Annotated in this window: 23 protein-coding genes and 1 tRNA gene; 18 read left to right on the forward strand and 6 right to left on the reverse strand. The window is 38.4% G+C overall.

Annotation, left to right across the window (positions count from 1 at the left end; translation table 11 throughout):
* Window positions 1–495 precede the first annotated feature (495 nt).
* The gene (locus AC1DIT_RS14185) at window positions 496–1,194 is read left to right on the forward strand and encodes a hypothetical protein (protein WP_016132602.1); all 699 of its coding nucleotides are present in this window, start codon (window positions 496–498) and stop codon (window positions 1,192–1,194) included.
* Window positions 1,195–1,625: 431 nt separating this feature from the next.
* Here the strand turns inward: AC1DIT_RS14185 and AC1DIT_RS14190 are convergent, their stop codons facing one another.
* From AC1DIT_RS14190 to AC1DIT_RS14200, 3 genes are all read right to left on the reverse strand, one after another.
* Entirely contained in the window at window positions 1,626–2,036 is a 411-nt protein-coding gene (locus AC1DIT_RS14190) for a Rha family transcriptional regulator (protein ID WP_016132603.1), read from the reverse strand.
* A 111-nt stretch (window positions 2,037–2,147) separates the two neighbouring features.
* Window positions 2,148–2,732, reverse strand: a complete 585-nt coding sequence (locus tag AC1DIT_RS14195) for a hypothetical protein (RefSeq protein WP_016132604.1) — start codon at window positions 2,730–2,732, stop codon at window positions 2,148–2,150.
* 258 nt (window positions 2,733–2,990) lie between these two features.
* Window positions 2,991–3,170: a hypothetical protein gene (locus AC1DIT_RS14200; RefSeq protein WP_016132605.1), complete on the reverse strand. Its 180-nt coding sequence runs from the start codon at window positions 3,168–3,170 to the stop codon at window positions 2,991–2,993.
* A 3,083-nt stretch (window positions 3,171–6,253) separates the two neighbouring features.
* On the opposite strand from AC1DIT_RS14200, the gene AC1DIT_RS14205 reads away from it, so the two are divergent.
* The 14 genes from AC1DIT_RS14205 (at window position 6,254) to AC1DIT_RS14270 (ending at window position 15,568) form a co-directional block, all read left to right on the forward strand.
* The gene (locus AC1DIT_RS14205; protein ID WP_016132606.1) at window positions 6,254–6,466 is read left to right on the forward strand and encodes a helix-turn-helix domain-containing protein; all 213 of its coding nucleotides are present in this window, start codon (window positions 6,254–6,256) and stop codon (window positions 6,464–6,466) included.
* Window positions 6,463–6,639, forward strand: coding sequence for a hypothetical protein (locus tag AC1DIT_RS14210; protein ID WP_154214587.1), 177 nt, complete (start codon window positions 6,463–6,465; stop codon window positions 6,637–6,639). Before AC1DIT_RS14205 ends, AC1DIT_RS14210 begins: the two co-directional genes overlap by 4 nt.
* Window positions 6,640–6,651: 12 nt before the next feature.
* Entirely contained in the window at window positions 6,652–6,879 is a 228-nt protein-coding gene (locus AC1DIT_RS14215; protein WP_016132608.1) for a hypothetical protein, read from the forward strand.
* Between the two features lie 31 nt (window positions 6,880–6,910).
* Window positions 6,911–7,729, forward strand: coding sequence for a MarR family transcriptional regulator (locus tag AC1DIT_RS14220; protein ID WP_016113869.1), 819 nt, complete (start codon window positions 6,911–6,913; stop codon window positions 7,727–7,729).
* A 180-nt stretch (window positions 7,730–7,909) separates the two neighbouring features.
* Window positions 7,910–8,674 carry a phage antirepressor KilAC domain-containing protein gene (locus AC1DIT_RS14225; RefSeq protein ID WP_016132609.1) on the forward strand — a complete coding sequence of 255 codons (765 nt, stop codon included), beginning with the start codon at window positions 7,910–7,912 and terminating at the stop codon, window positions 8,672–8,674.
* A gap of 63 nt (window positions 8,675–8,737) precedes the next feature.
* Window positions 8,738–9,184: a hypothetical protein gene (locus AC1DIT_RS14230; RefSeq protein WP_016113871.1), complete on the forward strand. Its 447-nt coding sequence runs from the start codon at window positions 8,738–8,740 to the stop codon at window positions 9,182–9,184.
* Between the two features lie 50 nt (window positions 9,185–9,234).
* The gene (locus tag AC1DIT_RS14235; protein WP_016132610.1) at window positions 9,235–9,828 is read left to right on the forward strand and encodes a hypothetical protein; all 594 of its coding nucleotides are present in this window, start codon (window positions 9,235–9,237) and stop codon (window positions 9,826–9,828) included.
* Between the two features lie 277 nt (window positions 9,829–10,105).
* On the forward strand, window positions 10,106–10,357 hold the full coding sequence (locus AC1DIT_RS14240) for a hypothetical protein (protein WP_016132611.1): 252 nt from the start codon (window positions 10,106–10,108) through the stop codon (window positions 10,355–10,357).
* A gap of 55 nt (window positions 10,358–10,412) precedes the next feature.
* Window positions 10,413–10,619: a hypothetical protein gene (locus AC1DIT_RS14245; protein ID WP_016131351.1), complete on the forward strand. Its 207-nt coding sequence runs from the start codon at window positions 10,413–10,415 to the stop codon at window positions 10,617–10,619.
* Window positions 10,620–10,653: 34 nt separating this feature from the next.
* Entirely contained in the window at window positions 10,654–11,043 is a 390-nt protein-coding gene (locus AC1DIT_RS14250; RefSeq protein ID WP_016132612.1) for a hypothetical protein, read from the forward strand.
* A gap of 18 nt (window positions 11,044–11,061) precedes the next feature.
* Window positions 11,062–11,694 (forward strand): HGGxSTG domain-containing protein, encoded by a 633-nt coding sequence (locus AC1DIT_RS14255; RefSeq protein ID WP_016132613.1) that lies wholly within the window; start codon window positions 11,062–11,064, stop codon window positions 11,692–11,694.
* A gap of 967 nt (window positions 11,695–12,661) precedes the next feature.
* Window positions 12,662–13,693: a competence protein CoiA family protein gene (locus AC1DIT_RS14260; RefSeq protein WP_016132614.1), complete on the forward strand. Its 1,032-nt coding sequence runs from the start codon at window positions 12,662–12,664 to the stop codon at window positions 13,691–13,693.
* 83 nt (window positions 13,694–13,776) lie between these two features.
* A complete protein-coding gene (locus AC1DIT_RS14265; protein ID WP_016132615.1) occupies window positions 13,777–14,073 on the forward strand; it encodes a hypothetical protein in 297 nt (98 codons plus the stop codon).
* A gap of 937 nt (window positions 14,074–15,010) precedes the next feature.
* Window positions 15,011–15,568 (forward strand): recombinase family protein, encoded by a 558-nt coding sequence (locus AC1DIT_RS14270; RefSeq protein ID WP_016132616.1) that lies wholly within the window; start codon window positions 15,011–15,013, stop codon window positions 15,566–15,568.
* 1,344 nt (window positions 15,569–16,912) lie between these two features.
* Here the strand turns inward: AC1DIT_RS14270 and AC1DIT_RS14275 are convergent.
* The 3 genes from AC1DIT_RS14275 to AC1DIT_RS14285 all read right to left on the reverse strand — a co-directional run bounded on the left by AC1DIT_RS14275 (window position 16,913) and on the right by AC1DIT_RS14285 (window position 18,983).
* On the reverse strand, window positions 16,913–17,656 hold the full coding sequence (locus tag AC1DIT_RS14275) for a helix-turn-helix domain-containing protein (protein WP_476998246.1): 744 nt from the start codon (window positions 17,654–17,656) through the stop codon (window positions 16,913–16,915).
* 160 nt (window positions 17,657–17,816) lie between these two features.
* Window positions 17,817–18,737 carry a tyrosine-type recombinase/integrase gene (locus tag AC1DIT_RS14280; protein ID WP_016132618.1) on the reverse strand — a complete coding sequence of 307 codons (921 nt, stop codon included), beginning with the start codon at window positions 18,735–18,737 and terminating at the stop codon, window positions 17,817–17,819.
* Between the two features lie 173 nt (window positions 18,738–18,910).
* Window positions 18,911–18,983 (reverse strand) — tRNA-Val (locus AC1DIT_RS14285).
* Between the two features lie 304 nt (window positions 18,984–19,287).
* Here AC1DIT_RS14285 and AC1DIT_RS14290 point away from each other — a divergent pair.
* The 3 genes from AC1DIT_RS14290 to AC1DIT_RS14300 all read left to right on the forward strand — a co-directional run bounded on the left by AC1DIT_RS14290 (window position 19,288) and on the right by AC1DIT_RS14300 (window position 21,604).
* Entirely contained in the window at window positions 19,288–19,575 is a 288-nt protein-coding gene (locus AC1DIT_RS14290) for a hypothetical protein (RefSeq protein WP_016113883.1), read from the forward strand.
* Window positions 19,576–19,953: 378 nt separating this feature from the next.
* A complete protein-coding gene (locus tag AC1DIT_RS14295; protein WP_016113884.1) occupies window positions 19,954–20,181 on the forward strand; it encodes a hypothetical protein in 228 nt (75 codons plus the stop codon).
* Between the two features lie 154 nt (window positions 20,182–20,335).
* Complete coding sequence (locus AC1DIT_RS14300; RefSeq protein ID WP_016113885.1) at window positions 20,336–21,604, forward strand: D-alanyl-D-alanine carboxypeptidase family protein; 1,269 nt, start codon at window positions 20,336–20,338, stop codon at window positions 21,602–21,604.
* Window positions 21,605–21,643 lie beyond the last annotated feature (39 nt).

Genomic DNA, 21,643 nt, shown 5'->3' on the forward strand with positions numbered 1-21,643 from the left:
ATTTTATCCCGCATTAACGGGCAGTAAGACCCCCACCTCAAGATTCAGAGAGAAACGAGGAAGATAGGTGGGGGATCAACTGTCCGTAAAAGCCCGATTGGTTCAACTAATAATCAGTGGGGGATGAAGAAAACCCCCACTGATTAAAGTTTCACTTTATGATCCCGACTGGTCTCGAACCAGCGACCTCCACCCTGTCAAGGGAACCTTTCGGTGAACTGTAGAGGTTTGGGATTAGTAAACTTATATGTATCAAGGCTCTCAAGTTATTATCCTCATTGAGAACTACTTCAGTTAGAGTTTCTTACGGAAAATACTAAAGGAGTTATATTCATTGGTCAAGTACTTTTTGCTACAACCCCCACAGAAATACTTTTGAGGTGATGCTCTCAAGTATCCATCTCGTGGGTGTTTGTATATAGGAACACACAAGGCGTGGCTTAGTATGTGAAGTTGATAAGCCAAATAAATAGAACCTAAAAAGGGGAAATAAAAATGACAAACTTAAAAGTGACTATTGAGGTAATCGAGAATAAGGGAGACCGTGACAACTTAGTTGAACGTGTAGAGGTACTAGAGAGAGTTAAGGAGTTATTATTATTGCCGGGAATGGAAAAGGCAACAACTCAACAAGTAGCAGATTTTTACAATGTTCCTTTAAAGACTGTAAGRAGTTTAGTGAATTATCACCAAGATGAATTCGAAATTGATGGGTGTATATCAATAAAAGGAAAAGAAATAAGAAAAACTTTAGAGGGATTGAAAACCAATCCTTCTAAAATAGAACCTAAACAAGGACACTTTTTGGTTGATGGGCTAAAAGTAACCTACTCTAACAATGACCTTTTCCCTAAACGAGCTATCCTACGAGTTGGGATGCTACTACGTAACTCAGAAGTTGCCAAGGAAGTCCGAACTCAGTTGCTAAATATAGAAGAACATTCCACAGAAGAAGTTAAAACATATGAGATTGACCACGAGATGGAATTACAAATGAAAGTAGGTAAAGCAGTCTCGAGTGGGGACATTATAGAGATTGTAACTGCAATGAAAGAGCTAGAGAATTACAAAAACCGTCACCTAGTTGAGAAAGCCAGAAAGTACGACAAGTACCTTGAGAAGGATGGAACTATGACAGTAACTATGATGGCTAGTGCTATCAAGTTTGCAACCCTTATAAGCAGTATAAAATAGTCAGTTTTAAATGTAACAAAAGTTTAACTTGACAAGGGTATTCTGAGTGAGGTATGTTCTTTGTAGGGATACTAATTAGAATTTCTATTTAGGTCTGTCCTCAAGTGAAAAGATATAAAAACACTCTTGAGATGGTAACTAATTAGGTTACTAGACAGTATACTCACTCGCCACCGAGATAGATAAACCTGTCTAGCATAGCTACAGTGGTTTCCGTTCTCAGTGTTTTAAATTTAATTGACTGAGAAAGAAGAATCTAAGGAGGTTGCCAAACTGGTGATCTCCTTTTCTAGTTTCAATCTTCTTGAGGTCATTTTTGACCTTTAAAGGATTTAGCTGAACGTAAAATTGCGTTAAGTTCTATAGCCTATACATACTTTGCGATACCACTAATTAAGGTTCTACATGAGGTAGCGACTTAAAGTCGCTCTCTAAGTTTCAATTTTCTTTGGGGAGAATTTCTCCCTGAAGGATTCTGACCTGACCTGTATATTGTACGGGATAGCATCTCCTGTTAGGAACCAGTTATAAGCACCATAAGTATTGTTTATAGTGGTATGAATTTTCACCTTCTCACCTATCATCTTGTTAGCTACCATATCACAACCCTTACGAGTTAGAAGGTAACTTCTATTTTCTTTTCCGCTAGCATCTTTGTATGTGCTTTCTATAAAGAAATTAGCTGGGCTCAAAGTTGAGCTGAGTGATAAAACCTCTATATAGTTGCTAATATCTCTAATTAAGTTCTTGTGCATCTTACCAGTCATCTCCGCTACCTCGATACTAGTTAGGTATAACTCCTCATTAGCTTGTCCACCGTTTAATACTGTTAAGTTTGTCATTTTTATTTCTTTTCTTACGTGGTTTCCTATATAGGTTATCCTCTACAGTATACATTCTAAGGCGTCTAATTGGCTCATATAGAGCTTATGTTATTGAAGTAGACTAATAGGTCACCTGAGTAGGGAAAGCTCGTTAGAAGCGCTTATGAACGTTCTGGTGAGTCCTACCTCACTGAGTACCGCTACATAGTCACCCTTTGAGATTGCACGACCAATGTTCATCTCAAGTGTCATTTCTTTGTCAATCTCTTGAGTTTTGACTTCTTGTGTAGAATGTTCTTCAATGTTTAATAATTGAGTGCGAACCTCTTTGGCGACTTCTGAGTCACGTAGTAACATCCCAACTCGTAGGATTGCTCGTTTAGGGAAGAGGGCAATCGCTGGTGTGAATTTGCTAATCCCAAACAATTCTAGCTTACTTAGTTTTGCTAAGTCACCTTTTAAACTCTTTAGGTTGTCACCCTTATAAACTACATATCCATCATTTATTAGTTCGTCTTTATGGTCTGATATTAATTGGTCTAAATTATTCTTTTGCACTCCATAAAACTCAGAAACTTGATTGGCAGTTGCCATTTCCATATTAGGTAACAGCAATAATTCTTTAACTCTCTCTAGCACCTCTACACGTTCAACTAAGTTGTCGCGGTCTCCTTTGTTCTCAATTACCTCAATAGTCACTTTTAAGTTTGTCATTTTTATTTCCCCTTTTTAGGTTCTATTTTAGATAGTTGTAAGTTGCAACCTTCTAAAGTTTCTCTTATTTCCTTGCCATCTTTTACTGTGTATCCATCTTGTTTCCATCTAACATAAAGTAACCCTTCATTTGTTCTATTTTAGTAGGATTCTTTAACCGTCCTACTAAATCTTTTCCTGTTAAAGTTTCAATCTTCTTACGGAGTCGTTTTGACCCTATAAGAATCTGCCACTTCTTTTCCTGTTTTAGTTCCCCAATTAAACTGGAATACTAAATCTTTGTTTAGGAATTATATTTAGAACGGTATCATCTTGGTGCTGTTCTAAAGTTTCCTTTATTTCTTTACCTTTTATAATTCCATCCACTAGCATATACCCTCTTTTGTTCTCTATTTTAGTCCTCTTTAAAAACAAGAGGACTAAATCTTTACCTTTCATTGTCGTATATCCGTCAATTAGACGGTTTTAACCAGCTCAGATTCAAGCCTGTTAAGATTATTAACGGTAAAGGGTGTCGGTATTAGCGACTACCCGAGTTCCCAAATTGGGAGGTCAGCTTGTTAGATTCCACCTTAAAGGAGGAAGTTAACGAGATACACTCTAGATAACTCCTTTAAGGAGCTCTCTTAGAGAGATTAAAAGCAATCCACCTAACGAGCATCCCCGTATTGTGTGGAGCTGGTACACTTAATAGGTGTATCAGGTAACACTTAATAGTATTACGACCTATATTGAATCTAGCCCGATGAGCTGGAAACACGAACAGTATTCGCCTTCAGAGTCCCATCTCAAGGGTTCATCGTCTTTCTTTTCTCTTGCACATCCTAACAAGTCATACCTCAATTTTGAGGACTCCTCCAAGGGTGTCCACTAATACCGACCCCTGAGTAGGACACTCCACCGTACACTTCCTAGTTTCACCTCATGAGTCCCAGCTCAGTATACTTTGCGATATCCCTAATTTAGGTTCTACACGAGTAAGTGGTCATCTTGACCCTGTCCTATTTTAGTTTCAATTTTCTTTGGGTTGAAATTCAACCTAAAGTGTTCTGCTATCTTCTTTCCACCTTTTGTTACCCAGAGGAGGGTAAACTACACAGTATCCATTTTAAGCCCTCTGTAGTCCTCTGTAAGAGTTTTTACCGATAAGATATACTAATAGATTACCTACTAAGCTATCAACTCCTAGAAGTCTTCCTGTGCATCCTCTACAGTTCACCGAGTAAGGACAACTCCACCATAAACTTTCAAGGTTTCACCATAAAGTGCTATGTATTTCAGTGTCGTATTTAAACATGTTGGGTACTAATTCAGACATGTTAGGATAGATTTTCGGTATCCGAAGTAGTCCCAGCTCAGTAGTATCAAGGCTTCAAGGCACCTTCGTGGTTTCGCCATACAAGCTTATTCTTTTGTGATATATACTATGTAGAGCCTCCTCAGGTTACCCCTTAACCGCTTGCTACTACATAGTTTAAAGCTCTTTAGTACTAGAGAGCTATTACTTATTAGGTATTACTTATTAGGTATTACTTATTAGGTATTACTTATTAGGTATTACTTATTAGGTTCTCTAATTAGTAAGAACTTAAGAGAAAAGAAATAAAACATTCTCTTAAGTAATACCTTATTAGTTATTACTCTTTAGTATCCTTCTCATTACTGAGATAGGTAATGACTAAAGAGAAGTACTAATAAGGTATTACTAATAAGTCCTATCTCATAAGTATTTGTATTTATCTTTTCTTATGTGTTTAACTTATTAGGTTTACCTATATAGGATAACTAATAAGATTAAAGATTGTAAGAAAAGAAATAAAACATACTTACAAGATTATAACTAAAGAGGTATTACTCTTAAGGTCTTATCCTTCTCTATTACATGAGACAGGTAATCCTTAAGAGTAATACCTCTTTAGGTTTTCTTATTAGTACCTATCTCAAGGGTATTTGTTTTTTTCTTTTTCTTGAGGTAGGAAGCTAATTAGAGAATCCTTATTCGTAACACCTATAGATAGGATACCACATTTTAAAGCTTGTCAAGAGTACAAATTTAGCAGTCTGACGAAGTTATACTGTCTACACGAGAAGGGAAACTCAGTAGCTTATCCTCCAAAGGGTGTGTTTAATGTGCATACCCTAAGTAGTCCACTAAGTAGGATGAGCTAATTAGTACCATACGTAAGAAAAGAAATAAAACATACTTACGAGATGGATAGATAAAAAGGAATTGTTTACAAGGCTTTGCTTTCTCATTATGAGACAGGTGAATTTGTAGGTGATTCCTTTTTTGGTTCCTTCTCACAAGTCTTTTGTTATTTTGTTTTGTGAGGACGGACTCATTTAGTGTTAACTACGGCTTTCAGCCTAGGGACAACTAAGAGGAAAACGAGGTAGGTAAGTCTATAAGAATAAAGAAGAAATATTTGCGAAAACAGCCTTCAACCTGCATGGTTGTCACGTTTGTGCTAAAATAATCGACGCATTTTTTTTACACTTTTAGGTGGAATCGACGCATTTTTTTTACAAATATTCAATAATTCTAATATAGTTATCCGACTAATAGGGGACATTTGAACGTTCTGAAATAGCTAATAGGGGACATTTGAACGTGTTGAAATTAAAAGTACGATATAGTTTGCCCTAAGGCAACAATTTGTGGAGGTGATTACCTTGAAAGAAATCTATTACTATGCTGGCTTCTTGTTTGGTATCTTACTAGGTCTGCTGACGGTTGTCCTAATCTACAATACTACTGGGTTAGAGTTCATTCGAGACTTAGCAGGTGAGCTGAATAGTTGGATGAATGCTAGCGTTGATYGGTTAGCAGGACTCGTCTAGAGAATAGCTAGGTGGGTTCCTGCTCATCGAACAAAAGAAAAAAGAACCGATGAGAGCGGACTGAAAAATAAATCTAAAAGTTTTCCTGAGCAGGGCAAAAACGCTTACCAAGAAGTGATATATGATATGAAGGGGATAATAAAAAAGTTTACAAAAGTGACTAATTAGTCTACTAGATAGAGCTGAAAACTACCAAAATCACAACACAAAAGTGATATATGATATAGAAGGGATAACAGAGAAGGAAAAATAATTTAAGTTTTTTCTCAGAAATTATCTAAAACTGTAATCAAGAAGTGATATATGTATTGAGGGTAAGCTAGATGGATTAAAAGGTAATCTACAAGTTTTTTTCTGAATAGCGATACTATGCAACGCTTTTCCTATAATTACTATGAATGTAACCAAAAAGCTATATATGATATAGAAGGACAATTACATAGGACAACCTTTTCCGTTAGCGCTCAATAGGTTTTTCTCCTTCTCCTTCTTTTATCCTATTGAGTACTAACGAAAGAGCTTGTCACTCTTCATCCCCGTTTAGATATTTTGTTAAGGCGAACCTTAATAATATTTGGTATACCTGCTAGGCTCACAACCTGGTAGGTATCTTTTTTTTACAACAAATGAAACTATAAAGTTTCTAACTATATAAAATCTGAAACAGGAGGTTGCTAACAATGAAGACTTATTTTGATTTGAATAAAGTTTGCGAGCATTACGGTGTAAAAAGCAACTACTTAGCTACTCTAACAGGGCATCACTATCAAGCGCTGGATAGAGTTAAGCGCAGAAAGTCGGCTCGTATGAGTACGATAACTAGAATAGCTAAAGCTTTGAATGTTCCTGCTCATGAAGTATTTAAAATTGGTTCTAATGAGGAAGGAGAATGATGCAAATGTTAGCTTGCGAAGTTATTGATCTAGCTTGGTTCATCTCATTCGAACACGGAAAAGAAAAGTTAAATGAGGAATTTGTCAAAGAACATGATTACCACCTACACAGACATATCGAGTCACACTTTGGAAGTTATATAGAGTTAAAGAAAACAATGGGACTTAACTGAGGAGGAGATAGCATGGAGTTCTTTGATGAGCAATGGTTAAAATACTTAGATTGGTGCACCGAGAAGGGAATCGAACGAGTTGCAACTTTCCAAGGATACGGCGATTTTCTAACGGAGAACTACAAAGCTCAAGATTGGAAAGCTAAAAAGAAACACGACTTACAAGAATTAAACTTAGAAGATGAACCAAAGAAGAAACGAGGCAGACCAAAGGGAAGCAAGAACAAAAAGAAGAAGTAATCTTGCTAAAAAGGAGAAGGAGGAAAACAATATGAACTTACAAACTATGACAGGTCAAGAACTTATGGAGAACGGATACACTTTACAGTCGCCAGCTCAGAAGGAAGCACAGGCAAAGTACCTAGCTAAATTAAGTGATAAGGATAGAAGACATTTTACAATGTTAAAGAGAGATAACTATACAGTAATCAGAGAGAGCTTAACTTTACAACAACATGGAGTATTACTATTCTTGGCAACTTGCATGAGAGTCAACAAAGATGGGAAGTTATTCAACGAGGACGGACAACGCTTAACAGTTAAAGACTTGAAAGACTCTTTAGGAAAATCTCAATCACAAGTAAATAGAATCCTTGCTGAATTAGAAGCTAATGGAGTTATCATTCGAGTAACAGAAGGGAAAACAACTTATGTAGATATGACTAATGCAATTTATGTTTGTGAGAAACTGAAAGAGGATTACAAGGTAGTTAAAATCTTCAAAGCTCACTTACAGGAAAAAGCTAAAACAGTTTCGCTAAATGCTCTAGGACTATTTGGAATGTTACTTTCTCATATGAGCTGGACAACGAACCTAGTTGTTGAGAATCCAGATGAGCCGGAAACTAGTAAGCTTGTTCTCTTAAAGAGAAAGCACATTGAGGAAGCGTTTATTTTATCAAGACCTACAGTAGTTAAGCTGATGAAGGAACTAACACAAGCAAGATTATTAGTAGAGGTTAGGACTGTTACGGATGCAATCTGTTTAGACCCTAAGGCAGTTAGCAGACAATCAAAGAGGATAACTTTTGAGGAGCTTCTAGATAACATTGAGGAAGCTTCGCTTTCTTCAGCTAACTTCAAGAAATAGTACAGACTTATCAATAATTACATTCTAACATACATTGTCAATACAAGCAACAGCTAAATGAGGAAAAGATTTCCCTCCTCAGTCAGTCCTATAAGTGCTGAAACCAGCTAAGACAGGTGGAGCTTGTAGGGTGGACTGGGTAGGGAAGTCTATCGAAATAATAAGAGGGAGGAAAACAAAATGACAAACAACTTACAGGTATTCAATCATGGAGAATTTGGTGAGGTGGCTATCGTACAGGTAGAAGGGAAAGCCTACTTCGCATCTACAGAGGTGGCAATTATCTTAGGTTATGCTGACCCACACAAAGCTATTAAGCAACACTGCAAGGAGGACGGGTGGGTGATTCGCCCAGTGGTTATCCCTCATAAGAATCAAACAGTTGATAAGAAGTTCATCAGTGAAGGAAACCTATACAGATTAATTGCTCGTTCTCGTTTAGAGTCGGCTGAGAAGTTTGAAAGCTGGGTGTTTGACGAGGTGCTACCTACGATTAGAAAAACAGGTGGTTATGTATCCAACGCAGACTTAATGGTAAATACCTATTTCGGTGCGCTACCTCAGGAACAACAAACACTAGTCAAAGGCTTGTTCGTCAACATTGAGGAGCAACAAAAACAACTAAGCCAAGCTCAGAAGGTAATCACCGAGCAGTCTCCTAAAGTGGAATATGCTGAGAAGATTCTACTAGCAGAGGGATTCTATACGACTACAGAGATCGCTAAGGTGTTTGGCATGTCAGCACAGTTCTTACACAGCGAGCTAAAAAGAAAAGGGATCATCTATAAGACATCTAAAAAGAACTGGGTTCATAATGAGAAATACAAGTTCTTACGTGAGCAGGGATTCATTAAGTACGAAGTTAACACATTTGGCATGACGATGAAGTGGTCTGAGAAGGGCAGAGAGTGGCTTACTAAGCAACTTTCGGTACTAGATAACTAGTCCTTCCTCGTGAAGGGTTAATTAATAATAAAAAACTAAAACGAAAACTAGGAGGAAACAAAAATGCAGAACAAAGTGGAATATCATATTCAAAAGGATTCTGAATTAACTTTTAAGGTAGCTGTTGGGGAGACGCTTTACGCTGGAGATGTAGTTGAACTTAAAGGGGATATGACTGTAGGAGCTGCATTAGCAAATTCTGAGAAGGTACTAGGAGTAGTTACAGCTGGCACAGTAGGCAATATAGGTTACCGCAATCCAGACCCTTATACAGTAGGCTTAGTAGGCTTCTCAGGAGACCGCAAAGAGGTAGTGAGTGTAGCTATCATTGGCTCGCTTGTCTATGTTCCTATTGCAGGTGTAGTTAACGCAGGAGACGCTTTTTCAGCTGGTAAAGATGGTACTTACAAATTAGCTGACCCTGCTAAGCCAGAATCCAAGTTAGGTATTGTTGTATCAGCAAAAACTAATGTAGCCGGACGAGTATTGGTGAACTTTAAAGGACGCTAAGAAGTCCTATCTCATACAAAACTAAAACGAAAACACAGGAGGAAACAAAAATGGCAAACTTATTAACTAAATTATTTGGTGGTTCTAAAGAGAAGGCACAAGTTAAGCAAGGTGAACTTCAAGGGAAGATTTCAACCCTAGATAGTAAAATCGCACAGGTTAACAATGCATTAGCAATTGCAGAAGCAAACTTATTAGTGGACGAGTCAGCATCTAACAAGAAGGCAGTAGAGAAACTACAGGCAGGTATTGAGAAGTTTCAAGCTGAGAAGGCAAAAGCTAATGAGGAACTTTCAGAAGTTCACAATACATTGCAAGAGGTTGCACAGGAAGAACGCAAAGCGCGCTTATTAGAGCTTGCTCATGAGGACGCAGGAAACACTAAACAGCCTCTCAAGGAAGGAAAGCTGGCTCGATACTTGGGTGGCTTACAAAGCACTCTAAACGACTATAGATCAGACTACAGTGTACTAGAAAGAGAGCTTGGGATTAAATATACAGGTCGAACTGACACAGATGTGACTTGGGATGACTTCCCAGAAGAGCTTGCTATGAAACGAGAAGCTGAGGAAGAAGTGAAAACTGAGGTAGACAAAGAGTTCGCTGAATTAGTGAAAGCTATTGATAAGTATCTAGGTCGATAAAACTAAACGGTGGCACTGAGGAAGGTGAGCTTGCAGAAGTTCTTAACAGGATGGAGAGCTTCCTTCCTCGGCTAACCTAAACAAAGAAACTGAAAGGAAGATGAACATGAAGAATGATTATTATAGCCTGCTAGACCACTATAATAGCACCAGCTCACAAGAAGAACTAAGAGATGTACTCGACAAGTTAACTGCCATGGAAAACGATATCTGTAAGAAACGAGGAGAGCGGACACTCAATGAGTGGCTAGCAGATTACTATTTGGGAGGAGATTGAATGGATAACATGAGAGAGGATTACAAGGTACTACTGGACGAGTATCATCTCGCAAGTGACGTTTGTATAGGGAGACAAAGCCAGTCTTTGTTGGGGTGGACACTCAGAAGGCTTCTTGCTTTTGAACGTGACTACATAGACAGGTACGGTGCAGATGCCTTTGTAGAGATGAGCGTAGCAGTTCACACGAGTCGGATTAAACCTATCAAGCGCTCCATACTCAAGAATTGGTTCTACAAAATACTTGCCTAGGTGAGACTCCAAAGGCAGGGACACAACTAAACTATGTAACTACGGAGGAGAGACTATGAACAAACAAGATTACATTAAACTACTACAGAACTACCACTACACGAGTGAACGCTTTGTGGGTGGACAAGCTGAGTTACCTGAGTTAGGTGACACTCTTAAAGCTTTGAACGCTTGGGAGAATGCCTACAAAGAGTTACACAGCGAGGATGAACTAATCGAGCTTATGAACGAGGTGGAGGATGAAGGTATTAGCTTAGTCTAGTCCTTCCTCACCAGTGAAATAAGGAGGAGATACTATGAAGGATGGATACTTTATAGTAAGTCAACATGAGATGTTAAAGAAGAAGAAGGTTTTATTGAAGGATTCTTTCTGGGAGCTCACCCCTGAATCAGAAGAAACTCTTGAGCGTTTCAGTGAACAAACTATAGGAGGAGATAATATGAAAACAGAAATGGTGAGATTTTCAGATAATAGTTTAAAGAGTGGCACTAAGGAGAACGGAGAGTTAATTAAGTTTATGAATAAACTAGAGGAAGAGCTAAAGAGCCTTAGCGAGCAAACATCTAGCAGGATGGCTAGACAAGAAGAACGTAGTGAAGAATTTAAAGCACTAAAAGAGAAAGAAACTAAAAAGAAAGCCGAAGAGGATTATTATAAAGCACACGCTGAGAAGTTTAACTGGTAATAAAGGGAGGTAATAACTATGGCTAAGAAGAGAACACCAGAAGAACGAGCTAGACTCGATTCGCTACAAGAGGAGTTGGCTACCTCAGTCAACAACGAGGAAGCACTCAAGAAGTTTAAAGCTAAGATGAAAAAGGACAACCTCATTTGTGGTTCTATTAAGGGTAGCGGTAAGTTATGCGTTAACAAGCCGTACTATAAAGAGGATGGAACTACTAATGGACGTTGCCATATTCACGGAGGTAAATCAGCAGGACAGACTTCTGAGGAAGGCAAAGCTAAGGCTCGTGCTAATTTGCACTCCAAAGCTAATTTAATTCACGGTATATACTCGGAGGAATTTAAGAATAGCTTAACGCTAGAAGAGGTAGAGCTATACAATCATCTCATAGAGTACTTTGTAGGTAACTATGAAGCCGACCTATTTAACTTAACTATGGTAGATAGATATATTATGAATATGCTGAAAGCGGCTAGACAGGACTCTATTCAGTTCCTACGAGATACCAAAGCGATGAACGATTATGAAATTAAAATGATTCGCTATGCAGAATCTCTAGGACTGAACGGTAAGTTCAAACAGCAACAGCAAGGCAAAGGGGAAATCCAACACGTAAACCTTAACAGTCTTTTCGACCTAGGGGAAAATTAAAATATAGAGTCCGCTCTCATAAGGCTATTTGCAAGATAGCCAAGACCGAGAAGGGACTGAGCAAGGAAAACAAAAGGAAGCAAGCAATGAAGAGGTAGCCTACTGAGGGTTATCTCTTTTCTTTTGCCTTCTCGTGTGTACTGAGGTAGGTAAGCCTTATAACTACTACATGTATTGCTTTGCTGTGGAGGGTAACCACTACAAGTGGTATGTTTAGAGGTTGAAACTCCACAGAACGCTCTACAGTAAAACTAAGTGGGTGTATACCCATGAAGTAAAAGATAATCGGCTTAAAAGTGCAACCTCGGTATCGTACTTATTAGATATACTTAGCTAGCATCCTACATGGTACCCCTCCCTTAGGTGATTATTAGCATAGGGGTACTTAGATATATCGGTAGTAGCTGTACGTAGAAGAAATATTTTTGAGGAAAACTTAAAAAGGTATTGACGGTTTTAAAACTCATTTGCTAATATAGACTTATCACCTAAGGAGGTGAGCAATTGCAGGACAAGCAATTTAGGTTTTATAGTAAGATTCAAGACTTCTATGAGCTGGAAACCATCGAGGACGCAAAGAGATTATACACAGCCTTCACTCAGCTAAGCAAGATACATACAGTAGGCAAAGCTGATAAGATTGATAGAATGCTAACTCGATTGTATGCCGGAAAGAAGCTAACTGATTAAACACAAATAACCCTGCTCAGAGTACCGACCAAAGTAACAGCTGAGCGGGGAAAAGAATCACACTACACAGGGTACTGTGCAGACTCCCTGATAGTAGCATAGTTAGTTTATTCTGTACAGTCCTCTGAGGAGGGATAAGGTAATGATACTTAAAGAGTGGGTAAAGACCGCTATTGTAGGAACTAGCTTGGTAGGAGTATTCTACACATTTGTATTCTTATTTAGCATTATGATTGCAGGTTAAAACTAAACTATTAAACTAAAAGGGGAAACGGTTATGAATTATGCCTACACAATTTATAAGCAAAGGGTTATATCTATAGAGGAAGCCGAGAAAGGTATCGACTATCTTTGTTCAGATTGCGAGTCCATTCTCAGGGTTAAGCAAGGTAACATCATCAAGAAGCATTTCTTCCACCTCAATACAGATGATTGCGGAGGGACTGGTGAGAGCCTTACTCATAAGTATTGGAAGGATAAAATATCTACATGGATACAGATAACGTTACCTACATTAGACGGTACTCAGGAGTTCCAAATAATAGACGCTAAACAAGAAGTATCCTTTCTTGATAGGAAATACATTGCCGATATCGTTCTAACTATAGAATGTAATGGGAATCCTTACGAGATCATTGTAGAGGTTTGCTACAAGAACCCTAAGGATTCAAGTTATGTAGATTACTGGACTGAGATAGGTAAGCCAGTATTTGAATTTGTTGTCACCCCAGTGGGAATCCTAAACAGGGAACTGCTATGGTCTAAACAAAAAGAGAAACAAGAAAGAGAGAAGTTCTTGAAGTCTTTGCCTTACTCAGTTGGTGACATCATACAAGTTACTTCTTGGGAGGATGGCTACTGGGGTGAAGCTTCAGGGTTTGAAATAGTCGGTGACTGTATGAGTGGTTACAATGTATGGGTCACAGCTACAGGAGGGACAACTAAAAGGGGTAGCTGGGGAGAAATGCACAATTGTTGGAAGAAGCTAGACAAGATTCAGCTCTTCAAGGATATCATACATTCCTACAAAAATGAGATTATACCAAGTTGGGAAAATAAGCGTACCAGAAAGGAATACGAGAAGGAAAACGGTGCTAGTAACACAGCCCAGATAGGTATATTCGTAGGGGAAAAATATGTAGGGTTACCGATGAGACTCAATGAAGTTGAGCATTGCTTATATAGACTGAAACAAGATGAGTATGAAATGTTCAATGTTCATCTACCTGTGAGAACTAAGCAAGCCTTAAAGCAACGAATAGAATTAGAAGGGCAGTACCAAGGACATGTATTTCCACGTTTGCGCTAATAATAGAACCACCTGAGGAGGAAACCTACACTAGGATTCACCTCCTCAGGTTTTTATATTCATCAACTGAGGGAGGGAAATCATTGAAAAAAACCAAAGAGGTAAACTCTGTAGTCACTGGACAGGTGGTGCTACCGTATCCCTTACGAGATGGCACTCAGATAGTCGTCAGCTCTATTGAGGAGTATAACTACCTAGGAGAGCCTTACGTACGTCTACGAGGTTTGTGTGCCTTCACAGGGGATGTTATGACAGTTGAGTTGCCTAGCGGAAACATCGTAGGCATACTTGAAGTAGATAAGGAATTGAAAGCTGTAGAGGAAGAGATAGCAAGGTTGAAACAATATAGGGAAATGCTGAGGAGGTTACCAAGGAGGTGACCTCTTTGTCGTTCTCGGTGGATACTCCTAATCCGTTAACGGATACGTGACCTAAAGTAGGTTGCTCATTAGAATAAGATTGTGAGAAAAGATAAAACAAAGACTCACAAATGGAACTAATGTTGACCCCCTATATTTGTCCACTGAGGAGGGTAAGCTTTGCAAGATGTATCTGAGAAGGCTCACACGTCCGTTTACGGACAAGTAGAGGGGATGATATAGGAGAAGCTTGAGAGGTGTAAACTGAGGAGGGAGCTAGCTAGGTGTAAGCTGAGAAGGAATAAACTGAGTAGGTAGCTGAGTAGGTTACTAATTGTTTAACGCATACCCCTATGAGGTGGATTCTTAGTTTATACATATTAGAACTATAGTGGTTACAACGAGTGCTTATATAGCTACCCTGCTCATGATACCCCCGAGATGGGACTATGTAGCATAGCTTAAAGGCGTAAGCCGAGGAAGGTGAACCCTACAGGACGCCCTACAAGGATGATAACTTTTGTGAGTAAGGTACTTGCCCACTTAGCTTCCTTGTATGTCCCTACAGGGAATGACCTCAATAGTGTAGCTGATGTAGGTTACTACATTAGTCCCTGCTCATGTATCATTGTTTCTTTACTACCACATGAAGGATACCTGAGGAAGGTGGCTTGGCAGTTAACCTAACTAGGACACACACTACATAGCTTCCCATGTTGAGACAGATAAACATAAAATCTCAACGAGTGATAACCTTGAGAACGGTGACCATACAGTCCAACTCTAAGATTACATTTAACAAGTGTTTGTGTAACTTACAGTATCCCTAATGAGGAAGGCTCTACAAAGGGATTTCTATGTTACACAAAATAGTTACAAATAATATTACATAAAAGGTTTACATATAGTACCCTGCTCAGTTACAATAAGTGTAAGATAAACAAAGGGGGATGAACTAATGAGGATTGCATATGCACGAGTTAGTACTGACCAGCAGAACCTAGATAGACAAGTACACGCCTTAACTGTGGCAGGGTACGATAAACTTATAACTGAGAAGTACACTGGTACTGCTAAGCACCGAGAAGGGATAGACAAGATAATGGAGGTAGCTAGGAAGGGGGATACCATCATAGTAGAATCTATAAGCAGGCTAGGTAGGAATACACTAGATATCTTAGAACTAATCCAGCACTTTACTAACGAGGGTATCCATCTCATATCACTGAAAGAGAACTTTGATACTACCACCTCTACAGGTAAAGCAATGCTTAGTATGGTAGCTGTAATAGCGCAACTTGAGAGGGATATGTTAGTGGATAGGGTTAAGGAAGGGTTAGCTTCTGCTAAACGCAGAGGAGTAAAGCTAGGACGTCCTGCACTAGACAGTGACAAGATAATTACCGCACTCAAGATGTATGACTCTGGGGAGTATACCGTTAAGGAAATCACCTCGCAGATTGGTATCAGTCAAGGCAAACTTTATAAGGAGATTAATAAGCGCAAACTTAGATGACGGCATATTGTCGCCTTCTAAAATAGAACCACAAAAGGAAAAGAGTTAGTAAAACTCTTAAAGAGTCCAACTAAAGTTGAATGGCAAGTTATCTCCCTACTCAGATGGCAGGGCAGGAAGATACTTTATAGATGCAACCATTGAGTCACCTACACAGGTGGCTCTTTTATTTGTACACTGAGGACGGTTATGTATTTAAGTTTGGAAAAGAAATAAAAGAAAAGTTAGTAAGCGACACTATGTCTCCTACTAAAATAGAACCTAAACAAGGACACTAACCAAGTGAGCACCCTGCTCGTGGGTACACATAAGGTAGAGATAGATAGTGGACTTGGCAGGTAGCCTTACTAGGTACGCCTACACAGGTTCCATACTCAAGGTGATATAAGATACAAATACACCTGAGGTAGGACTGCTACAGGTACACCTATACATCTACCCTATACAGTACACCCTACACAGATACACCTACACAGTAGCCTAGGCAGTACACCTGCACAGGTACCGTACTCATAGGGATATGATACGCAATGAGACAGGACTAAGTATGCATACCTTATTAGCTACTACATGCAATGCTACTGCATAGGTAATACATATGAGAAGGACTAATGTAGTATGCTAATGAGAACGCCTTGTAAGGCTCTATAAAGCACTCTAATGTGTTTGTACTAATAAGGCACTAGGACTTCTCTGTGAGCTTGTTAGGAGGCTCTGTGAGTGTACTGTGTAGCTTCCATGCACAGCTTTCCTTCCTAGCTTCCAGCTATATCCCTCCCCCCTAATATTATTATATATACCCCTATGCGATGTGTCGGTAGTTGACATTTACAGATTTAATACTTTCAAGGAACTATATTGTGTTTCTTAGATATACTCTTGAGGCTACCCTCCACAGTCACCCTAGTCCTTCTCATCGACCCACCCCTACAAGGAAAACGAGGTAGGAATTTTTTTAGAAAATTTCTGTAGAGGAAACTTTTCAGTCCGTCCTCATTGGAACAAAAAAAGAGGTTCACCTGTTTGGGGAACAGATGAACCAAGGGTTCTTTTTGTGAAAAAAAGTCCTCCTTAGATTATCCTGTCCAGAAGCATATGTCAATATTTCCCTATACATTGGTCTAGATAGATTTACTAATCAACCTTACTCGTGTGTCTTTGTTCTTTTGTTACCACGAGGACGAGCTACACGTACCCTAACAAGCACACAATAAAGCATATTCCTAATCAGTTGCCACCCCAGCATCCTATCTAGCACACGTACAACTGCATAGTATCAGCTATCGAGCATATGCCTGTTAGGTGAAACTATATACTCCTGTATATACCCATGAGTGGTGCTGATTAGTCAAAGATATTTACAATCTGAGGTAGGCATATCTTCCTTTGTTCCCTAGCTAGTATCCTGCTCAGGGTTCCCCAGTAATACGCTCCAATATCTTTAACCTTACCTAGCTTAACTGCCATAACACTAATCTTAATAGCTTGTACAGCTTCACCTACACAGTCCTCCACCAGAGGAGCATATCTCTTTCTTATCACTGTAGCTTTCCTCCACAGGCTTACAACCTTATGAGCAGGGACAAACGAACTAACCAAGTTAGCAAACTGAGAAGGGACACCACAGGCTACAGCAAATGAGCTATCCATCTCATTAGTGCGTATATGTATTCTTTTAGGTCTTTGTTYTAAAGGAATAGTTTCTTCCTGCTCAGGTTCATCTTGAACCCTACCTACACAAGGCTCTACAGCTTCCTCACGATAGGACAGCCCGATAGGACTCATAACAGTTAGGGAAGCACCATAACCCCCAGAGACAGCCCTCATAGTTTCCACTCGTTTGATTATGTTCTTCTTTACTAAACGAGCTAGGCTTCTTTGTACTGTCTTATAGCTAACCTCCAGAGCTTCTGCTATCGTGTTCACTTTGAGCCAGCATACTCCCAGTACCTTTACAGAGTACCTGCTCAGCATGACAAATACGTTTCTATCTGTCTCGTTCATTTCCACTTGAGATAGTACCTTACTAGTAAACTCATTGAGCTGATCTAATGAATCAAATACTTGGTGGCTTCTTAGTTCCTTCATATTATATAGTCCCTCCATATTTATAGAAGGAACACCCCTTGAGCTAGTACCAATAAGCATGATATAATAGCAAACAAGGGAGCTCCTTCGAGTTTCTTTAGTAGCTGTAAAAGAGTCCTGTGTGGTCGCCAAACTACAAGCAGGACTCTTTTTATTTGTTTTAAATCTCAAGTGAATTAAGTGGATTAAACTTATCATTTTGCTCTCTCAGGGCTGTTCCCCAAAGAGCAAGGTACCTCTCAGTCATTCTCAAATTGCTATGTCTCAGCATTCTTTGGAGAGTAAAAACGTCCATGCCAGCCATTAAGCAACGATGCGCAAAGGTGTGACGAAAAGTATGAGCTGATAGGCGAACGTCAGTAAAGTTCATTACTGTTTTGAGTCGCTTGAACATGAGCTTAATTGAGTTAGGACTCATTTGTTTCCCTTCTCGTGTAGTAAATACGTACTCTGGGAGCTTGCCCAGCTTACGTTCAATGAACACTTTGTACTCACACAGCTCTTTTACAAGCTTGTCTGTAAGAGGAACTGTTTGTTGCTTTCGAGCTTTACCGAATAGAGTTACTGTTTGGTTTACTAAGTCAAGCTCACTCCAACGGATATTAATGAGCTCGCCAAGCCTTGAGCCAGTACCCAATAGGAAAACAATAATAGTGTGATCTCTGTAGGCGTATAGACTCTTATCACGTGTTTTAAGCCTTCTGTAGTAACTCAGCATTTGCTTAATGTGGTAATCTTGGAAGACCTCAATTTTTATATCCTCTTTAGCCAACTTCATTTTACGAATAGGGTTTTCTTTCTCAGTGATAACGTCCTCATGTTGTAAGTAGTTAAAGAAAATCTTGAGGTGGTGAAGCTTCGTATTTCTAGTTACTACGTTGTTCCCTCTCGTCTTTTGGCAATACATGAGATAGCTCTTAACAGTGGCTTCTCTAATGTCTCGTGTATCAATGAGTTCACGCTCAGAGCAGAACGCTTGGAACTCATACAGAGTAGCCATATAAGATTGAATTGTACGAGGAGACAGATTAGCGAACTCTTTTTCCTCCTTGAAATCCTTCATAGCAAACTTAAGTAGCATTTTCTTATCAATCCTTTCTCAGTTTTATAGAAACAAAAAAAAGAGGACTACCTCTGAGCCAGCTGATTAGCTGACTAGAAGTAGTCCTCTTTTAACTTGTGGTGTCTGATGGAGACCCCCACAGTTTTAGCTTTTGAGAATACCCTCTCAAGCCTTGATACTATTAAGTTTTATGATCCCGACTGGTCTCGAACCAGCGACCTCCACCCTGTCAAGGTGGCGCTCTCCCTGCTGAGCTACGGGATCATGATAAAAGTGATGAATTATATATCTGATAATTCTGTCTGTTTGATTATACAAAATTAAGTGACACCTTACAATAGTTTTTACTATAATCTTTAAAATGGAACCTGATAGAATGACATGATTATATTTATTGCGAGCACATTTACATGTAGTTTAATAGTAAATAGTAAGGGGATTACTCACTCATGAAGCTAGAGTGATTTTTCGCCTTTCATCAAGTTGAATATTAATTTCATAAGATAATACGATTTAAAATTGATATAATTTAGGAGGTTACCTAAATAACTTGAAGGAGTGTGTCACTTTGTTTAAAAGGATAGGAAAAGGAATTGCTTTTGTTATTGGAGGCCTTGTTTTATTTGGATTAATATGCGGTGGCATTATGTTGTTTCATAAAGCAGATAAGAAAGAAATGAATGCTGAAAAGACTGAGCAAATCGAAGAGGTAGATAAATCAAAAGATATTGGAATGAAGATAAGAGAAATGCATAGTGATTTAAATACGATTACAGGTTGGGAAAGGTATGAGAATCTTGAGAAGACCGGATGCTCCAGCTTGGCAAGAGAACGAATGGGGATTCAAGTTAATTGATACCACTTTAAAAGAAGCTGCTTCGTTGACTAAAGGCAATTTATAAAGAAGATTTAGACCGAGCTAGAAAATTACTTCATATTTCAATTCAAAATCATGATACAACAGCTTTAGTATATGTTCACCGTATTTTACATGATCTTGATATCGGACAAAATGGATTGAAAGCAGGAAATAATTTTAACAGTGCGAAAGCTGATGCTGGTGATGCTAGCGCAATACCTATTTATGAGGATTATATGAAGCAACATAGCAAATGAATATTCCATTTATATTTGTTTTGGTAGGATCTTCTTTTTACAATTTCATGGAAATAGGGTATAACAGAGATAGAAAATAGATTTATAAATATTTTATAGATTAAAGAGGTATATAAGAATGGTAAGAAAATCTTTCAAGATGCGTGTATCTAGAAATAGAACGATTTCAATAAATGGTGCGATTCTTGATGTTGATGTCTCTCATGATGAGTTTTTAGATGAGTTTATTGAATGGATAGATTCAAAGGGTTGGTCCTTCATGGGCATGACCGATGAGATTACAGAAGAGGAAGCTGGGAATAATTTAATAGATTTATTGGCTGATGAGAAGGATAAGAAAGAATGAGTCCTTCTTATTTTTATGTGTGTGATTATGTCTTTCCTTGTAAAATTATGATATAGTGAAAAATGGTAATTAATTTTCCATTTAAATACCAATTTAATGTCGGATTGGTAGAATTAGTATATAAGGTAAAAGAAAATAGAAAAGGGAGAGTCATATGGTAAATTGTAAGAAGATTTCGGTTTTCATTATGGTGATTTGTTTATTTTTTTTAACGCCTATGACATTGTACGCTGAAACTGGAACTGAACCAGTGTCGGCACCTGGTCCGGGTCCAAATGTGTTTGGGCAGTTTGCAGTTTCAATTGATGCAAAAACAGGGGATGTTTTGTATGACAAAAATGCACATCAACATGCATTTCCGGCAAGTATGACGAAAGTATTGACTGCTATTTTATTAATGGAGCATACGAAGCCAGAGGAGCAATTTACGTTTTCACAACCTGCATTAGATCAGGAAAAGAGTAATTATCAACTTGAATTTCAGGTAGGTGAAACAATCAATCGTAATACAGCACTAACAATTTTAATGGTATTAAGTGCAAATGATGTTGCGTATGCAATTGGTGAACGTATTGGTGGAAGTATAGAAAACTTTGCGAATATGATGAACGAGAAAGCGAAGCAGTTAGGAGCAAAGGATAGTCATTTTGTAACGCCGAATGGTTTACATGATCCGAATCATTATACGACGGCATATGATATGGCAATGATCACGAGAGGGGTTCAACAATACCCTGAGATTTTACAAGCTATGAATACGAAACGAACAACGGTTACAACATCTAGACAAACGGTTTCTATTTTTAATAAGGCTACTTATTTCGAAAATTCATATAGTATTGGTGGAAAAACAGGTTTTACAAATGAAGCACGCAATACACTTGTATTATTAAATGAGAAAGATGGTAATTGTATTGTCAATGTTGTGATGGCGTCACAAAGACCAGAGATTTACGAAGATATGCGTCAAATTGCAGATCATTCTTTCTCGCAATTTGCTAAGCAAATGGTTTTAGATAAAAATAATTGGCATCAGAAAGCAACATATTTAGATAAAAATATAGATTGTGAACTTGAAAAAAGTGCAGAATTGATGTTAAAGAAAGACGAAGGAAAGAATGTAAAAACAGTCTTTAGAACGGCTCCGGTTGATAAAGAAAAGCTATATCAAAAGGGGATTCATCGCGGGGATGTAATTGGAACAGTAGACGTGACAAAAAACAATCAAATGATTGAAAGCATTAATGTTCTGTCTAAGGAAGATATTACATTTGCAATGCCGAAAAAAAATATAAAGCCAGCTGAGCCTACGTATCCTTTTGGGTTGATGGTAAGTATTGGAGCTGGAATTATTGCTTTAATAATAATTGGTTTATATGTGGTAAGACGAGCTAAAAAGAATGCAGTTTCAGAAGTGGAATAGGCAATGATCAATTGCCTATTTTTTATTGCGTTTTTTATT

Source organism: Bacillus sp. 05T22 (assembly GCF_056396765.1).

What these genes read in the sequence shown, in the direction of transcription:
- AC1DIT_RS14195 (WP_016132604.1), bottom strand. Translation starts at nt 2,732, where the DNA reads ATGACAAACTTAAAAGTGACTATTGAGGTAATTGAGAACAAAGGAGAC.
- AC1DIT_RS14220 (WP_016113869.1), top strand. Translation starts at nt 6,911, where the DNA reads ATGAACTTACAAACTATGACAGGTCAAGAACTTATGGAGAACGGATAC.
- AC1DIT_RS14230 (WP_016113871.1), top strand. Translation starts at nt 8,738, where the DNA reads ATGCAGAACAAAGTGGAATATCATATTCAAAAGGATTCTGAATTAACT.
- AC1DIT_RS14190 (WP_016132603.1), bottom strand. Translation starts at nt 2,036, where the DNA reads ATGACAAACTTAACAGTATTAAACGGTGGACAAGCTAATGAGGAGTTA.
- AC1DIT_RS14295 (WP_016113884.1), top strand. Translation starts at nt 19,954, where the DNA reads ATGGTAAGAAAATCTTTCAAGATGCGTGTATCTAGAAATAGAACGATT.
- AC1DIT_RS14200 (WP_016132605.1), bottom strand. Translation starts at nt 3,170, where the DNA reads ATGAAAGGTAAAGATTTAGTCCTCTTGTTTTTAAAGAGGACTAAAATA.
- AC1DIT_RS14245 (WP_016131351.1), top strand. Translation starts at nt 10,413, where the DNA reads ATGAACAAACAAGATTACATTAAACTACTACAGAACTACCACTACACG.
- AC1DIT_RS14225 (WP_016132609.1), top strand. Translation starts at nt 7,910, where the DNA reads ATGACAAACAACTTACAGGTATTCAATCATGGAGAATTTGGTGAGGTG.
- AC1DIT_RS14210 (WP_154214587.1), top strand. Translation starts at nt 6,463, where the DNA reads ATGATGCAAATGTTAGCTTGCGAAGTTATTGATCTAGCTTGGTTCATC.
- AC1DIT_RS14205 (WP_016132606.1), top strand. Translation starts at nt 6,254, where the DNA reads ATGAAGACTTATTTTGATTTGAATAAAGTTTGCGAGCATTACGGTGTA.
- AC1DIT_RS14280 (WP_016132618.1), bottom strand. Translation starts at nt 18,737, where the DNA reads ATGCTACTTAAGTTTGCTATGAAGGATTTCAAGGAGGAAAAAGAGTTC.
- AC1DIT_RS14255 (WP_016132613.1), top strand. Translation starts at nt 11,062, where the DNA reads ATGGCTAAGAAGAGAACACCAGAAGAACGAGCTAGACTCGATTCGCTA.
- AC1DIT_RS14250 (WP_016132612.1), top strand. Translation starts at nt 10,654, where the DNA reads ATGAAGGATGGATACTTTATAGTAAGTCAACATGAGATGTTAAAGAAG.
- AC1DIT_RS14215 (WP_016132608.1), top strand. Translation starts at nt 6,652, where the DNA reads ATGGAGTTCTTTGATGAGCAATGGTTAAAATACTTAGATTGGTGCACC.
- AC1DIT_RS14235 (WP_016132610.1), top strand. Translation starts at nt 9,235, where the DNA reads ATGGCAAACTTATTAACTAAATTATTTGGTGGTTCTAAAGAGAAGGCA.
- AC1DIT_RS14260 (WP_016132614.1), top strand. Translation starts at nt 12,662, where the DNA reads ATGAATTATGCCTACACAATTTATAAGCAAAGGGTTATATCTATAGAG.
- AC1DIT_RS14240 (WP_016132611.1), top strand. Translation starts at nt 10,106, where the DNA reads ATGGATAACATGAGAGAGGATTACAAGGTACTACTGGACGAGTATCAT.
- AC1DIT_RS14270 (WP_016132616.1), top strand. Translation starts at nt 15,011, where the DNA reads ATGAGGATTGCATATGCACGAGTTAGTACTGACCAGCAGAACCTAGAT.
- AC1DIT_RS14300 (WP_016113885.1), top strand. Translation starts at nt 20,336, where the DNA reads ATGGTAAATTGTAAGAAGATTTCGGTTTTCATTATGGTGATTTGTTTA.